16 protein-coding genes and 1 tRNA gene are annotated in these 16,362 nt (G+C 35.4%); 2 read left to right on the top strand and 15 right to left on the bottom strand.

Features of this window, described 5'->3' with window-relative positions:
* The first annotated feature begins 37 nt into the window (after nt 1–37).
* Nucleotides 38–1,033: a type II asparaginase gene (locus tag IP358_RS00385; protein WP_101357038.1), complete on the top strand. Its 996-nt coding sequence runs from the start codon at nt 38–40 to the stop codon at nt 1,031–1,033.
* 35 nt (nt 1,034–1,068) lie between these two features.
* On the opposite strand, the gene IP358_RS00380 is transcribed toward IP358_RS00385, so the two are convergent.
* The 9 genes from IP358_RS00380 to purD form a co-directional block, all read right to left on the bottom strand.
* Complete coding sequence (locus IP358_RS00380) at nt 1,069–1,584, bottom strand: c-type cytochrome (RefSeq protein WP_040498942.1); 516 nt, start codon at nt 1,582–1,584, stop codon at nt 1,069–1,071.
* 28 nt (nt 1,585–1,612) lie between these two features.
* Nucleotides 1,613–5,095 (bottom strand): autotransporter outer membrane beta-barrel domain-containing protein, encoded by a 3,483-nt coding sequence (locus tag IP358_RS00375; protein WP_370525618.1) that lies wholly within the window; start codon nt 5,093–5,095, stop codon nt 1,613–1,615.
* 317 nt (nt 5,096–5,412) lie between these two features.
* Nucleotides 5,413–5,496: transfer RNA gene (locus IP358_RS00370), tRNA-Leu, on the bottom strand.
* A 36-nt stretch (nt 5,497–5,532) separates the two neighbouring features.
* Nucleotides 5,533–5,838: a F0F1 ATP synthase subunit C gene (locus IP358_RS00365; protein ID WP_006802245.1), complete on the bottom strand. Its 306-nt coding sequence runs from the start codon at nt 5,836–5,838 to the stop codon at nt 5,533–5,535.
* A gap of 140 nt (nt 5,839–5,978) precedes the next feature.
* Complete coding sequence (locus IP358_RS00360; RefSeq protein ID WP_006802246.1) at nt 5,979–8,189, bottom strand: polyribonucleotide nucleotidyltransferase; 2,211 nt, start codon at nt 8,187–8,189, stop codon at nt 5,979–5,981.
* Nucleotides 8,190–8,906, bottom strand: coding sequence for a phosphoribosyltransferase (locus IP358_RS00355; RefSeq protein ID WP_232086784.1), 717 nt, complete (start codon nt 8,904–8,906; stop codon nt 8,190–8,192).
* Complete coding sequence (locus IP358_RS00350; RefSeq protein WP_006802248.1) at nt 8,906–11,038, bottom strand: LPS-assembly protein LptD; 2,133 nt, start codon at nt 11,036–11,038, stop codon at nt 8,906–8,908. The genes IP358_RS00355 and IP358_RS00350 overlap by 1 nt, the downstream gene beginning before the upstream one ends.
* A complete protein-coding gene (locus IP358_RS00345) occupies nt 11,031–11,501 on the bottom strand; it encodes an RDD family protein (protein ID WP_006802249.1) in 471 nt (156 codons plus the stop codon). The genes IP358_RS00350 and IP358_RS00345 overlap by 8 nt, the downstream gene beginning before the upstream one ends.
* Nucleotides 11,498–12,760: a phosphoribosylamine--glycine ligase gene (gene purD / locus IP358_RS00340; protein ID WP_006802250.1), complete on the bottom strand. Its 1,263-nt coding sequence runs from the start codon at nt 12,758–12,760 to the stop codon at nt 11,498–11,500. The genes IP358_RS00345 and purD overlap by 4 nt, the downstream gene beginning before the upstream one ends.
* Nucleotides 12,761–13,129: 369 nt before the next feature.
* Here purD and IP358_RS00335 point away from each other — a divergent pair, with 369 nt between their 5' ends.
* A complete protein-coding gene (locus IP358_RS00335) occupies nt 13,130–13,633 on the top strand; it encodes a c-type cytochrome (RefSeq protein ID WP_006802251.1) in 504 nt (167 codons plus the stop codon).
* 74 nt (nt 13,634–13,707) lie between these two features.
* On the opposite strand, the gene IP358_RS00330 is transcribed toward IP358_RS00335, so the two are convergent.
* The 6 genes from IP358_RS00330 to rpsP form a co-directional block, all read right to left on the bottom strand.
* Complete coding sequence (locus IP358_RS00330; protein WP_006802252.1) at nt 13,708–13,980, bottom strand: ComEA family DNA-binding protein; 273 nt, start codon at nt 13,978–13,980, stop codon at nt 13,708–13,710.
* 205 nt (nt 13,981–14,185) lie between these two features.
* On the bottom strand, nt 14,186–14,542 hold the full coding sequence (rplS, locus tag IP358_RS00325; RefSeq protein WP_006802253.1) for a 50S ribosomal protein L19: 357 nt from the start codon (nt 14,540–14,542) through the stop codon (nt 14,186–14,188).
* Entirely contained in the window at nt 14,532–15,236 is a 705-nt protein-coding gene (gene trmD / locus IP358_RS00320; RefSeq protein ID WP_006802254.1) for a tRNA (guanosine(37)-N1)-methyltransferase TrmD, read from the bottom strand. The genes rplS and trmD overlap by 11 nt, the downstream gene beginning before the upstream one ends.
* On the bottom strand, nt 15,236–15,781 hold the full coding sequence (gene rimM / locus IP358_RS00315) for a ribosome maturation factor RimM (protein WP_040498317.1): 546 nt from the start codon (nt 15,779–15,781) through the stop codon (nt 15,236–15,238). The genes trmD and rimM overlap by 1 nt, the downstream gene beginning before the upstream one ends.
* The gene (locus tag IP358_RS00310) at nt 15,781–16,020 is read right to left on the bottom strand and encodes a KH domain-containing protein (RefSeq protein WP_006802256.1); all 240 of its coding nucleotides are present in this window, start codon (nt 16,018–16,020) and stop codon (nt 15,781–15,783) included. Before IP358_RS00310 ends, rimM begins: the two co-directional genes overlap by 1 nt.
* A complete protein-coding gene (gene rpsP / locus IP358_RS00305) occupies nt 16,021–16,248 on the bottom strand; it encodes a 30S ribosomal protein S16 (RefSeq protein ID WP_006802257.1) in 228 nt (75 codons plus the stop codon). It abuts the gene before it with no gap.
* Nucleotides 16,249–16,362: the final 114 nt, after the last annotated feature.

Genomic DNA, 16,362 nt, shown 5'->3' with positions numbered 1-16,362 from the left:
ACTTTGTATGATGGCTTTTTTGTTTTTAGGAGTGGGTATGGCTTATGCAAAGCCTAAAATCGCGATTCTTGCCACAGGTGGAACAATCGCAGGTTCAATTGATAGCTCTGTTGCAACCACAGGATACACAGCTGGTGTTGTTGGTGTTGATGTGCTAATTCAAGCAGTACCACAAATTAAAGATTTAGCAGAGATTTCTGGACAGCAAATCGCAAATATTGATAGCTCAAATATGACTGATGAAATTCAGCTAAAACTTGCCAAAGAAATCAACAAACTTTTTGCAAGTGGAATTGATGGCGTTGTTATCACACACGGAACGGATACTATGGAAGAAACTGCATATTTCCTAAATCTAACAATCAAAAGCGATAAGCCTGTTGTTTTAGTTGGCGCTATGCGTCCATCAACTGCAATAAGTGCTGATGGTCCTAAAAACCTTTATAACGCAGTAGCACTTGCAGCAGATAAGCAAAGCAAAGGCAAAGGCGTAATGGTTGCAATGAATGACAAAATCCAAAGTGCTAGGGGCGTTGTTAAAACACATAGCTTAAATGTTGATGCCTTTTCATCTCCTGATTTTGGCGATTTGGGCTACATTGTAGATGGTAAAGTTTTCTTCTATAACAATGCTGCAAAAGCACACACCAAAAAATCTCCTTTTGATGTAAGCAAGCTTACATCACTTCCAAAAGTGGATATTCTTTATACTTACTCAAATGACGGAAGCGGTGCTGCTGCAAAGGCTCTTGTTGCTGATGGCGCAAAGGGCTTAGTAATTGCAGGAAGCGGTGCTGGAAGTATCCACCAAAACCAAAAAGAAGTGCTAAAAGAGCTTTTAAAACAAGATGTTAGCGTAATAGTTAGCTCAAGGGTTGTTGCAGGACGCGTTGCAGTAGGTGATGCGGATGCAAAATTAGGATTTATTAGTGCAGAAGATTTAAATCCACAAAAAGCTAGAATCCTTTTAGCTCTTGCACTTACAAAAACAAGTGATACTAAGAAAATCCAAGAATATTTCTTAAAATATTAATTTAAATTCCAATAGCACCTTTTTGGTGCTATCCCCTACTCCATCTCCTTATGCCCTAAATCTGTAATATACTCTGCTAGTTGTTTGATTTCTTCTTTAGTGTATTGGTATTCATCCATTACTGCAAACATAATAAAGTTATTTCCCGGTGTTCCTCCTTTATCACTTGCATAATCAATAAGTCTTTGATACACATAATCTTTTAGCATTGCACCAATAAGTTGTGTTTCTCTACCTCCAGGTGGAGCTTTTAATCCATTTGCTCCATGACAGATAGAACAATTTTGTTTATATTCTTTACTAGGATTAAAATTGTCTTTTGCTTGTGCAAGATTTAAACTTCCTAATAAACATAATCCTAAAAAAGAAGTTAGTGTTGTTTTAAAGACTTCATAGGAAGTCTTTTTGTTTTGTTTGTTGATTTGTTTAACTTGTTTTATTTGTTGTTTGCTTTGTTTATTTTGTTGTAAAGCCTGCTGTATTTGATAGCTTAGACTTTTGTTTTGTTTTATTTGTTTCTCTTGTTGTAAAGTTAGTATTATTCTTTGCATTTTCTCTCCTTACCACCAATATCCAATTCTAGCAAAGGCAGTATGTCCTTGAATATCTTTTTGCAAAGTTTCCTTGATAGTTTAGACTTAACTCTACATTATCTCCTAGAAGTTTAACAAGACCAAATTGCACATAATAAGAAGTATCTGGAAGTTTAATATCTCTTGTAGCAAACAAAGGATTTGCTAATGTCTCTCCTGCAATTTTCATTTGACTTTTTGCATCATCATAGAGTCTAAACTTAGCTCCTAGTGCTGCATTAAAGCGTGTAGTTTGATTATAAGCGTGATGGAATCTTAATCCTGCAACCCCTTCTAAGAGATTAATTGTTGTTTTATCATAATATTCTGTAAGCTTTGTATGTTTAATCTCATAAGAATCTACTGCCATTCCTGTATAGATTAAACCTAACTCTGGTGTCCAATAACTATTAGTTAAGACATTATAAATATTAACTCCAGCTCTTAGTTCTGCTCCATAATTTAATGAATCAAAGTCAAAATCATCTTTATAAGAATCACTATCTATCATAGAGACATCACTCTTTGTAGTTCCTAGCATTGTATTAAGACTAACATAGAGTTCTTTATTAGAAAATCTATGGAAGGCATTGTAATAAGTTAATCCTGCTAAATAACTTGTGCTATCTGTATCTGTGCTTGTTGTGTTGTTTTCTCTCTTAGAGTTTTCTAAATTAATATAAAAGCCATAAACTCCATAATTAGAATTTAATTGTCCTCCAGCTAGCAATCCATAACTATTTGTTTTTGTGGTGCCTAATCCTAAAGATTTATCTTTAATGTAATTATAATAAGGCACTGCATAAGTATAAAGATCACTTTCTTTTTTATTTTGCTTAATAAAAATATCATCTAAGGCTCTTAAGAGATCTAAATCTGTATAGCCTTTATTGATTTCATCATAGAGTAAAGCATCAGATGCACCAGCTTGTGCATAAGTAGCATAAGTAGTAATTTGTTCATCTGTGGCATAAGCTTCTAAGTTAGTGTTATTTGAAACATTGCTTAAAGTGTTATTCCCTGAAGTGTTGCTTGCAGGATTTGTCAAAGCATTTATATTACTTACATTACTAGCAATATTTGTATTACCTGGGTTACTAGTATTATCCAATAGATTTATATTATCATTTAAAGAATTCTTTGCATTATAACTCAAGAGATTATTATTGGTATGATTTTTTAAATTATTACTAGAAAGATTCTTGTTTGTAGGATTGTTATCTAAAGAATTATTCTTTGAAGCATTTTTAGAATGATTATAAAGAGCATAAGCTACTTGTTCTTTTAGAGTATTATAGCTTGAGAGATTAGTATGCTCTGTTCTAAAAGTTTTAGTAGAGATTTCTTTAAGGGTGTTAAAGGTTTGTGTCATATTAGTATTTAGTGCATTAATTTGATTAGAACCAATAGTGGAGCCGGGAGTATCATCATTAACTTTTAATTCACCAATTAAACCATCTGCTTGAACAACAGGTGCAATAGTATCTCCACCACCAACACTAAGTTTAATGACTTTTCCTTCATGGAGTAAGGTTGCAAAGTTACTTTCTCCATTAGCTCCTGCTCCCCCTTCAATAAAATGTCCTGCTACATTATGTCTGCCGTCTTTATCATAGATACTGATTTTTCCATCTTTAAGATCCTTTTCTTCTTCAGGGGTTAAAACAAGGTATTGGACATAAGAGCCTTTAGCGAAGATTTTATCATCGCCAAAGAGAATAACTGGATTGTCTGCAGTAGGGGGAATAAAACTACTATTCCAATGCTGAAACTCTCCAAACTTTACATTTTTAAGATTCTCTTCTCTCTTATTCTGCCCATCAGTATCAATAATGATTCTGCCATTACCTTCATCTTCTCTAAAATCCCAACGATTTATTGCTATTTTTCCACCATTTGTGTTTTTAAAGTGTGCATCAGTGCCACTATCTCCGCGTAGGAATTTAAAGGTAGTTCCTGCAAAGCTATTTTCTACATCATCATAAATACCAAGAACTCCACCAATGTTATCAATAGTTTGTTGAATTGTAAAATTACTTCCCCTAACACTATCAAGCCGCATTTCTCCCTTATTTGTAATCTTTCCAGAGACTAGATTTTTGCTTCCCAATCCTGCAAAAAGTGGCATCATAGGATTAACTCTACTAGTTGTCATTTGCAAAGTGGCATTTTTTTCAACTGTAATATCTCCTGATATTTCAGAATCGCCTGTAAAATAAAGAATTGGATAACCAAAATATGATCTTTTATGACTGCCTGTTGTTGCAACTTTTAAATCTCCACTCATTAGCGCATTTTTATGTAACATTATCCAACTTGAAACATCACCTTTTAAATCAATATTTCCTTCAATGCTACTCCCGTTTAAAGCTCCTAGTGTCATTAAATTCAAAAATGAACCAATACCATAATAACTCCCTACCCATTCTCCATATTCTTTTAAATATGGTTTTGCAGAATCAACATTGACAAACTTATTATAAATTACCCACCTATCAGAGTCTTTATAACCCTCAAATATTATATCCCCTGTCATTTTACCGCCACCATTTTTTTCATCACCAATCCATATACTCAAAGAACCACCATTTTTACTGATAACATCTGAGACAATTTCGCCTTTTTTGGTAATAATTGAAAAACTAGGGGAATTATCAAAAAAAACATCTGTTTTACCAAATTCTATTTTTGTTCTATTGCCTGCATTAATCCTTCCAAGACTCCCTTCATCAAATTCTATGCTCAAATATCCATAATTTATTGCTACATCTCCGGCAATATCTAAATGTTTAGTTTTAATATTCACATCACCTTGATTGTCAATATTGTTATTAATAGTTAAACTTTCTCCCTCAAGAGATAATTGCGCAAACTTATCTATACTTGGATACTGCCCATATTGATTTGGCTGCAAATTGTTTATCCAGCTTTCAATAATTTGTTTTCTCTCTTCCTTGCTTTTGTTTGGATCCAATCCCGGAATTCCAGCTTGCGCAGTTGTCAATCTATCAATTGTCAATTTATCAAAAGTAACTTTCTTCTCTATTTTACTTTCGTGCAAACCGCCTATATTGAAATTTAATTCATCTAATTTTGTCTCACCCGTATAAGTTATATTTTGAGTATTATTGTCAATCTCAAGTTTATTTTCTGTAGCTTTTACAGAAGAAAAAGTCCTAAGTTGTCCAGTATTATTTCTATTTGTTTTTAAATTAGAATCTAATTTAACCTTAGAATTTTTAAGGTTTTGAGCAGGATTTACCAAAGGATTTTGTGTAACATTTAATGCAACAATCTGTGGGATAGAACTTTCATTATTTGAAAAAGATTCCGCATAAGCTGGTGAGTGAAAAATAAAAGTAGAAAGTGAAGTTGCAAGAACACTATAATAAATTGCCTTGCTAGTAAATGGAGCTAAATATCTCTTAAATGCCCCCCCCCCCGCAGGAATATCAATCATATTAGAATGATTATTCAATGTTTTTTCCATTATTTTTCTCCTTTGTTTGAAGTGTGATTTTGATTTTAAACCTTACCATTTTATAATAAATCCTTTTAAAATTTAAGTGATATTGTTACTATTTTTTAAATGAAATAAAAATCATTTTTATTATGTAAAGAAAAATATAAAGATTAATTCCATATTATAGGGATTTATTAAGTTTTATAAAAAAGATTAAGTATATTTTATAAATTTAATTTAGAAGTTACATTTGGTAACAGATAATAAAAATATTAAGAAAGTTTTATTGATTTTTACAAATACCCAAACAGGAATAAAAGCGTAATACAAAAAGAAGTAATAAATGGTGCGCTGAGCGAGACTTGAACTCGCACGGGTCGCCCCGCCACCCCCTCAAGATGGTGTGTCTACCATTCCACCACCAGCGCAAGCCTTAGGCAAGAAGCCTAAGGATAAACTATTAATTAGCCTAAAAATGGGTTTGCATAAAGCAAAATTAATGCAACAACAAGCGTATAAATAACTTGTGCTTCAATCATTGCTAATGCAATAAACATTGTTGTCATTAATTTACCACCAACGCCCGGATTTCTAGCCATACCAGAGATTGTAGCAGCAGCTGTGCTTCCCATACCAATAGCACCACCAAGAGCAGCGATACCTAAGCCAATACCAGCAGCAATTGCCGAATACGACAACAACATTTCATTTCCCTCTGCAGCAAACGCCACGCCAGCTAATGCAAAAAACACTAGAAGTAATTTTTTCATAACTTTCTCCTTAAAATTTCAAAGTCTTTTCGGATCTGTCCCCTACTCAACACTTTGTAAGGGGTGATTATAAACGCATTTAGCTAAATTTTGCTTTAATTTAAGCCCAAAACAAGCCTAGCAAATGTGAAAAATGCAACTTATTTACTCAACTTCTCTTGCAATCCTAGCTCAACTTTGTTTTTATTAAGCGATAACACTTCAACGCGCAACAAATCCCCCACACTCAAATAATCACTTGCTTGCGCACCACGACTGCTTGTGATTTTTGAAATATGCAAAAGCCCATCATAATTGTGTGGCAACTCCACAAATGCCCCAAAATCCACGACTTTTTTTACTCTTCCCTCATACACATCACCCACTTTATAAAGCTCGGCAATGCTAGGCTTATCGCTACTAGCGCTTGTAATTCCTATGATATATTCTTTTGCCGCATCTACTTTTTCTTTATTTCCACCACTTACCTTAACTTCTCCATTATCGCGATTTAAATCAATCGCTACTTCAAATTTTTCTATGATTTCTTTAATGGTTTTACCTGCTTGTCCAATCACTTCTACAATCTTGCTAGGATGAATTGCAAAAGTCTGTGAGCTAGGAAGTGCCACGGTGTTTAGCACGATTTTTTCCTTTGCGCTTTCCATAATCTCTAAAATATGGAATCGCGCTTCTTTTGCTTGCAACAAAGCGCATTCTAAAATCTCTGTGCTTAAGCCCCCAAGCTTAATATCCATTTGTAAAGCCGTGATTCCACTCTTGCTTCCAGCAACTTTAAAATCCATATCCCCATCGTGGTCTTCTAAGCCCATAATATCAGTTAAAACAGCGTATTTTTCACCCTCGCACACAAGCCCCATTGCCACACCTGCAATTAAAGAAGTGCATTCAATATCTGCTGCTGCTAGTGCTAGAGAGCCACCACAAACACTAGCCATTGAGCTTGAACCATTGGATTCTAAAATTTCTGATACAAGGCGGATTGTTTTTTGATCTCCATTTATCACACTACATTCTAACGCTCTTTTAGCTAGGTTTCCGTGTCCTAGCTCGCGCCTACCTGTTGCTCCAATAGGGATTGCTTCTCCAACACTAAAGGGTGGAAAATTATAATGCACCATAAAACGCTCTTTTGAAGTGCCTTTATCCGTGAGTAGCTCATAGCTTTGTGCGTCCATCTCCCCACCTAGCGTGCATACAACAAGTGCTTGAGTTTGTCCGCGCGTGAAAAGCACACTAGAATGTGCCTTTGGCAAAATGTTTGTTTCTATGCTAATAGGACGCACTTCCTTAAGCCCTCTCCCATCAGCCCTTATACCCTCTTGTAAAATCATTGCACGCAGCATTGCGCGTTTTTGTAAATTTAGCGTTTCATTAACGCGTTGTTCTAGGAATTCTATATCTTGTGGATTACTCTTTGCATAATCTTGCACGATTTGTTTAGCAAAGGCTTTTAATCGGCTGTGGCGTTCTGTTTTAGAGAGTTCTGCAAGGATTTCTCTAAGCCCGCCTAAATAACCTTGCTTGATAAACTCTTGCACACTTTGACAAATATAGTTTTTGCGTGCTTGCGTTAGCTCTAAAGGCTCTTTTATGCACGCTTTAAAATGCTCTTCTACAAGCTTACTTTTTTTGCTAATATGTGTTTTAGCAATCTCTAAAGCTTGCATTAACTCTATTTCTGTAAGTTCATTTGCGCTAAATTCCGCCTTTTTATCTTCCATTAGTGTGGTTACTAAGCTTAAAGGATTACTAGGAGTTTGTATATCCACACCACCAAATGTGCGCATTTCAATCATCAATAAATCTTCATTGACACCACTTACAAACAAATCTAGCGTGCTTTGCTCCATTTCTTTTAAGCTTGGATTTACCACAAATTCATTTCCGATTCTACCTATACGCACGCCATTTACAGCAAAATTTAATGGAATCTCTGAAGTGTATAAAGCTGCACTTGCTGCATTTAAGGCTAAGAGTTGCAAGTCTGCATCATTATCTGCGCTTAACACCATAATCGTAATTTGTGTGGGGTAGCAATAATCTTTTGGAAATAATGGACGCAAACTTCTATCCACAATTCTTGCTGTAAGCGTTTCAAAATCTCCGGGCTTTGCTTCTCTTTTAATATAACCTCCCGGAAACTTTCCTGCTGCATAAGCTTTTTCAATATACTGCACAGTTAAAGGCAAAAAATCTTCTTCAACAATACAATCACAATCCACTGCAAGCGTTGCTAAAAGCACATTATTCCCGCTTTTGTAATACACGCTTCCGCTGGCTTGTTTTGCTACATAATCAAAAATATATTGCTCTTCTTTATCTAAAAACGAAAGGTTAATTTCCCGCATTTACTCTCCTTGTATCTTATTAAAAACCTCTTCAATAGTCGTTGTTTCAATAGGTGGATAATCCCTATAATAATATCCAATATCTACAAAATCTTTTGATTTATAAAGACAAAAGATTCCATCTGTTGCTTCTTCCATAATTTCTGCAACATCATAGGGGGCAACAGGACAAGCAAAATGCACGGTTTTTGCTTGCAAAGTTACCACAGATTTAATTGCTGAAAAGGCTGTCAATCCACTATCAATACCTTCATCTACAATCAAAACGCGCTTACCCTTAAAAGAGATTAGGGGATTACCTTTGCGATATTGATAAATTAAAGGTAGCATTTTATCTTCATACTGCCTTTGCACTTCCCCATAAATGTAATCCAAACTGATTCCAAAAGAACGCACAAGCGGTTCATTTATCACAACATCGTGCGTTTCTGTTGCCATTGCAATTTCGCACTCTAGGTTATTTGGCGCTAAAATAGGGGAAGTAAAGAGAAATGCCAAAGGAGCTTTAAGCGTCTGTGCTAGGCGATAAGCAAAGTAAATGCCTTCAAAAGAGATTCCAACTACAATACAATCTTGCCGCTCAAAAAAACTAAGAGGCATATTGCTAAGTAACTTTTGAAGTGCATCATCGCGGTTTTCAAACAAAATCTTTCGCCTTGTGGAGTGCATAGCATTATTTGATTGATTATTAGAAATTGTATTGAGTAAATTTTGCATTAACGCCCCACCTTAACATCACTGCTTAAGAGAGGGATAAATCTAATGGTTAAAAGCACATATTTATCATCTCTTGCTTCTGCTCCGCGAGTTGTTAGCATTGGATAAACTTCACTTACATATTTTAGCCCAAAAGAGAAGCACCGCACGCTTGTTTCAAAGCCTACTTGCCAAGTTTTAAAATAATCCTCTTTATAATCATAGCCCAAACTTGCAAAAAGATTTAAATTTGCAAATTCCTTACTAGCACCAGCCATTATATAACTTGCCTCACCATAACGCCCACGGCTCCAATCTACCTTAGCAAAAGAATCGCGGAAAAAATGTCCAAAATATGCTTGTAAATATTCCCCATCATAATTAATCTTGTGTGTAGCTTCTGAAATTCTATTTTCTGAATGTGCATAAAAAATATCACTTAAAAAACTCCATTCATAATCATAAAAATATTGCACTTCATTTTCTAACTCTCCAACTTTATGCCCATCTTCTAAGTAAAAATACTGGCGCATACGATGCGAAAGCTTTAAAATATTATTTGTGTCATAAAAATGTTGTGAAGCGCTAAGCCTTAGTTCTTGAGAATCCCCCGGAAGTGTGAAAAAGGTTGTAAAATCTCCTTTTTTATCCTTAAATCCCGGCATTGTATAAAGTGCTTCTAAGTTTAAAGTGTGTCCAAAATTTTCATACTCTTTTACTAGATCTGTGTTTGCTTTAAACTGATAATGTTGCGTGATATAACGCCCTGTTTTCAAGTTTAGTCCATTATCCACATTATTGTAATTTACCTGCGTTGCATAAAATACCGGAGAAAGTGAAACATTTAAATAATCATTTGCTAGATTTTGAGTAAAAAGAATTGGTAATTGCGCTTCTTGCTGCACTGCACGATAACCAATAGGGCGCGTGAAATGTTTGATTTGATAATCAAAACTATAATACAAATCATCAATAAAAAGCTTGTCAATTTGGCGATGATACTGCACCTGCGGCAAGGTTTGGAGCGTTTTTGTATTGCTTGTTGATTCCAAATCCGAATAATAACGCCCATAAATTCCAACATAATCAGAATCACTTTTTAAAAAATAATTTAACCTTGAAGTTAAAAGACTCCCTTGTAAGTCTGCACGCTTTTCTGCTTTATCATCGGTTAGCCTAAAATAATCCACATCAGACACTTGCGAAATATCCGCATACAATCCATCTTCATAAAAGTAATTTTGGACATTTGTTAATAAATCCTTGCGCGTGTATTCTAGTTGGAATCCAAAATGCTCTTGATTTTCTAAATCATAAGTATTTTGGTAACTATTAGAATCGCCAAAATATCCAAAGTTTGCCCACAACATTTGATCTTTATCATCTACGACTCTAAACTCTCCATACACACCACCACCCCTTTTAGCGCGCAGCGTTGGCGTAAGTGTTATATCCCACCAATCGTGCGGAGCAAAATAAATGGGCTGAGAATAAATAACTCCATCATCATTAGAGTTTCCAAGCACAGGATAAAGCAATCCACTTTTTCGCTTATAACCAGCCGAAAAAGAAAGATAAGGAAGGTAAAGCACAGGTATATCATACACGCACAAGCGCGGATTCCAAAGCGTTAGCCACTCTTTGTTCATATCATACTTGCCTTCACTAGCTTTAAGTTTCCAAATCGGATTATTCACGCTACAAGTAGAGATTGACGCATCTTGCATCTTGTAAATTTCTTGATCATACTCCGCGTTTTTTGCTTCCACCCATAAGCCTGTTGTAGAATCTTGCAGATAAAAAGGCTCTAAAAAAGAATAGTCTTCTTGGAGTTTGATTTTTACTTCTTGCGCTTTTAAATACAGAGCATTACCTTTATAGGCATTGACATCCCCACTAAGTATAATCTCTCGCATTTTTGTATCATAAGTTGCTTGATTTGCACTAATGTAGTAATCTAGATTGATTACCGTTGCGTGCCCTTTTCCTACTACAATAGACTGATTATATTCCATATCATCAGCTAAAAACTCAAAAACAGCTTCTTGCTTGGCGTCAAATTGCTTGATTGATGGGCGCGCTTCAAGGGAATTTAGCACAAAAGTTGTTGCTAAAGAAATTACAATTCCTATTTTTTTAGCACTCTTAAACATTATAACTCTTTAACTCTACAACAATGGTGTTTGCCATCTTATCGTGCAATCCTAACCGCAAAGCATTTGTCAAAATATACAAAAATGGCAAATACATTAAGAATTCACTCAATGTTCTAAGCAATGATCGCACAAGAGCTTGTTTTGTGCTAGGATTGTCTAAAAGCCCTACTTCAATCACTTTAATTTTCACTACTATTTTTCCAATAGTTGCTCCGTAATAGCGCACAAAAAGCCAATGATACACAATCCGCACCACATATAAAATCATCCAAGAATTAGAAATAATTCCTAAAACTGCTTCTGGATTGCCAGCATTTTGAACAATACCATCCCAATACATTCCAATAATCACCATACTTACAAGTAGATCATCAATAATGTGCGCTACTATACGCTTCCATAGTGCTGCCGTTTGTATCTCTTCGCGCGCTAGAATTGCTTCTATTTTTTCAGAATTCATTTGTATCCTAATGCTTGATAAGCGATGTCTTTGCGATATTGCATACCTGCAAACTTCACAGATTCCACGCATTTATATGCGTTTTTAACCGCCTCTTGCACATTGCTCCCTTTGCCCACACACACAAGAACCCTTCCACCAGTTGCCAATAAATCATTATTTTCTTTACCAACACCCGCGAAACTAATATGCGCTTGCGTATTTTGTGCCTCTAAAATCTGGATTTTTTCTTTTTTAGAGCTTTTATAAGGATAATCCCTAGAAGCTACCACAACCCCTACACAAATCTCATCACTTAGTCCATATTGCACGCTTTTTAAATCTCCATTAGCACAAGCTAGGAAGCAATCCAATAATCCTTCTTTAAAAAGTGGCATTAACACCTCACATTCTGGATCACCAAAACGCACATTAAATTCCAATAAATAAGGTTTATTTTTTACCACCATAATTCCACAAAAAAGAGTCCCACTAAAGGGATTTCCATCTTTTGCCATACCATCAAGTGTTGGAATAATAATACTTTGTTTTACTTCTGCGATAATTTCTTCACTTGCCAACGGCGAAGGAGCATAAGCTCCCATACCTCCAGTATTTGGACCTTTATCATTATCTAACAATCGCTTATGATCTTGTGCGGCAGGCAAAATGATAAAATCTTTCCCATCGCACATCGCAAAAACAGAGAGTTCAAAGCCATCTAAAAACTCTTCAATAACAATCGTTTTGCCAGACTCTCCAAAACTCTTTCCGCTTAACATTTCCTTTGCAGCGCGTTTTGCTTCCTCATAGCTTTGAGCAATAATCACACCCTTGCCTGCGCACAAACCATCAGCTTTTACTACAATAGGTGTATTTAGCGTTTCAATAAACGCACAGGCTTCCTCATAATCTTGCGTTTGGATAAAACTGGCCGTTGGAATATCATAACGCTTTGCAAATTCTTTCATATAAGCCTTTGATCCCTCTAGCCTAGCGGCTTTTGCGCTCGGACCAAAAGTTGCAATCCCATTCTCTCTTAAAACATCTGCCAAGCCCTCCACTAATGGAGCTTCAGGACCGATAATAACAAGCCCTATACGCTCTTTTAAAGCAAAATCCACAAACTCTTTTTGTGTTTTAAAATCTATGTTTTTACCAAGCTTACTAGTAGCTCCATTTCCGGGATAAAAATAGATTCCATCTATTCTGCATTCATTCTGCAACGCAAGCCCAATAGAATACTCTCTTCCGCCACTTCCTACAATCACTATTTCCATTTTTTGCCTTAATATTTTGATTTTTAAAATTTTAAACTCCCATTAAAACTTTAAAAATCAAACACCCAAGCAGCCGTTACTTTTTTGTGCGGCCCGAAATAGGCAACGATTCCAACCACAAGCAGCTCATTAGGCGGCAGATTCTCGTCTCAACTTAAGAAACTCATAGCGAAAATGCCATCACACAGAACCAACTATGCAATCAGCAACACTCAAATATGTTGGACCCCAAAGTGAAAGAAACACGAACCACTTAGGCAAATGCAATTATAGACAATCCTAGCTAAAGCAGCTTTTAACTTTAATCCAAAAATTAATAAATTTTAGGCAAAATTGCACAAATCATTTTAATTTTTAAGGAATCTTGCGATGAAAAAATTACTCTCAACGCTAGCTTGCGCATTTGCACTAAGTGGGACTTTGTATGCTGGAGAATGCATTTGTTTTGAACTAAAAGGGGAATTTGGAGAAGAAATCAAGGCAATTATGAAAAAATATTCTAAAAATTTAGGGAATGATAATATCAAAGTTGTGCGCGAAGATGCGGATTTAACACCACAAGAACGCAGTTTTTTAGCAAGTATGCTAGGCACAGGGGAAGTGAGTGAAAACAAGCGTGGAGCAAATTTAGAAAATGGAAAAAAACTCTATGATAGAGATTGTGCAAGTTGCCATGGAGAAAAGGGGGAAATTTCTGTTGCAAGCCAAAAACCTATCAACACTTGGAAAGCTAGCGATATTGCAGATGAGATTAAAACCTATGCAAACCAAAGTTTTGAAGGGCAATCGCGTTTTGTAAAAAACCAAATCGCTCAACGCTATACAAAGCGTGATATGGACGATATTGGTGCATATATAGAGAGCCTACGCTAAATCAATTTAGATTCAAAGTTGGAATCTTAAAATCGGATTCCAACTTTTGCGTTTTATAAAGAATTTACAAATTCTTATTTTTTAGATTCCACGCTTGTTTCTGTTTTTACTTCAGAAACACTAAATTCATTTTTGATTTTTTCTACACTCTTATCTCCAAATCCCTTAACATTCACAAGCTCATCTACAGACTTGAAAGGCTGTTTTGCACGATAATCCAAGATTGCTTGCGCTTTAATCTCGCCAATCCCTTTTACGCTCATTAACTCCTGCTTGCTTGCGGTATTTAAATCTACTGCAGCAAATATCCAAGAAACCGCCAGCAATAACGCCATTAAAATTTTCATATTTTCTCCTTAAAATGTAAGATAATTCATTGTATCTAATTAAAAATTTTTTTACTTTTTGTATTAGAAAAATCTATAAAATTTTAATAATAGGTTACAATTTGAAACATTTTAATAATGATTTGACAGCCAAAAAAATAAGTTTTTGAAAAATTAAAAAGAAAGTTATGAGTTTTGCCTTGCAAAGCGCAAGAAAAGCAAGAGATTATTTTCTAATCTCTTTAATTCTCGCAGATTTTCCACTTCTTGTGCGCAAGTAGTAAAGTTTAGCCCGTCTAACGCGACCAATTTTAAGCACTTTAATGCTATCAATGCTTTCAGAGTAGATTGGAAAAATTCTTTCTACGCCAACGCCATTTGCTCCGATTTTTCTAATCGTAAAAGTCTTGCCTGTCCCAACACCACGCAAAGAAATGCACACGCCTTCAAAGTTTTGGATTCTTGTTTTATCTCCTTCAGAGATTCTAATCCCTATTCTTAGCGTGTCTCCTGCTTTAAATTGAGGAACTTCCTTACCTGCAATTTGTGCATCCTCAAAATGCTGAATATATTTATTTCTCATCGTTTAACCCTTGTTTGTAGCGCACATAGAGGTCTGGTCTATGAAACTTAGTCTTTGCCTCTGCGGCTTTTAGTTTTAAATCTGCAATTCTAGCGTGATTTCCCTTTGAATACTCTGAAGGAATTGTTAAATTTTTAAATCTATGTGGTTTTACAAAATTTGGAGCTTCAAGCAAATATTTTTCATAACTCTCACCCAACAAAGAGTCTTGATTTCCAAGCACACCACCAACTTGCCTAGCTATGCTATCGCATAAACATAATGCTGCTAACTCACCACCTGTTAAGATAAAATCCCCTATGCTAAAAACCTCATCAGCATAAAGCTCAATTAATCGTTCATCAAATCCTTCATAGCGCCCACACACAAGAGTTATATGCTCTCTTTGGCTTAGGCGTTTTGCATCATTTTGCAAAAATGTTTTAGCACAAGGCGTTAGAAAAATGATATGCGTTTTTGGGTTCTGTCTTTTTATAGAATCCAATGCCAAACTCAAGGCTAAAGGCTCAAGCACCAATCCAGCACCACCGCCTACTTGATAATCATCAACTTTTAAAAACTTATTTGTGCTAAAATCGCGCGGATTGACAAACTCTACTTCTATTAACTCCGCATCTATCGCACGGCGCAAAATAGAATCACTAAAGTAGCCTTCAATAAGCTGTGAAAATAGTGTTACAAAAGTAAAGCGCATTAGCTATTTTCTAAAATATCTTTGCAAAATTGCGTATGGATAACTTTAGCAGAATCCATTTTAGATTCCACCTTTAGAATATAGCGCGTATTATAAGGAATTAAAAAACTTTTAGGAAGCCCTTGTGCCACAAGCACAGAATTTGTTTTTATATGCAAGTAATCTTGATTGCAAAAACGATCAATCTCACCTATCTCCCCTAAAACTTCGCCACTTTCTACAATTAATCCCCCTATAAGCTCAAACCAAAAAAATGCATTATCTTCTAGCTTACACTGCTCTTTGCTTTCTTCTTGTGTAGAATACAAAATGCAATTTACGATTTGTTTTGCTTCTTCTTTAGAATTAATTTCTTGAAATTTTGCGATGGATTTTTGTAAAGAGTAGGATTCTAAGGTTAAATCCCCTACCTGTGAGTGATAAACATTTCCTGCTTTAAAAGATTCCGGAAAATCACTTAAGAGATGCAAAACAACATCTCCTTTAAAGCCAAGTGAGCGTCCAATCTTTGCAACAGCCACCCAATCCTTTGGAATCTTTCGCATTAGTGTGGCTTAACTATAATACGATAAGAACTTCCATCTTTTGCCTTAACACCAGAGATAAATGTCTTGATTGCGCTAATCATTTTTCCATCTTTGCCAATCAATCTCCCAGCGTCTTGCAAGGAAGTCAGAATCTCAATTTCATAAAAATTCGTATCAGCTTCACGCTTAGTCACACGGATTCTATCCGGTTCTGCTACGATTTTTTTAACATAAGATTCTATAAAATTCTCTACCATTTATTTCGTGATTGCCTGCACGCGATCGCTCATTTTTGCGCCAACGCTAACCCAATATTTTAAACGCTCTGCATCGTATTTAACTGTTGATGGCTCTGTTAAAGGATTGTAATATCCAATAGACTCAATCCAACCTCCATCGCGTTTTTTTCTGCTGTCAGTTACAACGATTCTATAAAATGGCTTTTTTTTGCGCCCCATTTTTGTTAAGCGGATAACGGTTGCCAAAATATGCTCCTTAAAATAAATCTTAAAAATTACAGATAAATCTGTGTAAAAGTGAAATTCTACTCACTTTTACACAAACTTACGCTTAAAAATTAAATGTTTTTGGGATAAGGA

Origin of the sequence: Helicobacter winghamensis ATCC BAA-430 (assembly GCF_028751035.1) — a bacterium.
GTDB classification, from domain to species: Bacteria; Campylobacterota; Campylobacteria; order Campylobacterales; family Helicobacteraceae; genus Helicobacter_D; species Helicobacter_D winghamensis.
The sequence above is the reverse complement of the archived record's forward strand: the minus strand, read 5'-3'. Positions and strand labels throughout refer to the sequence as shown.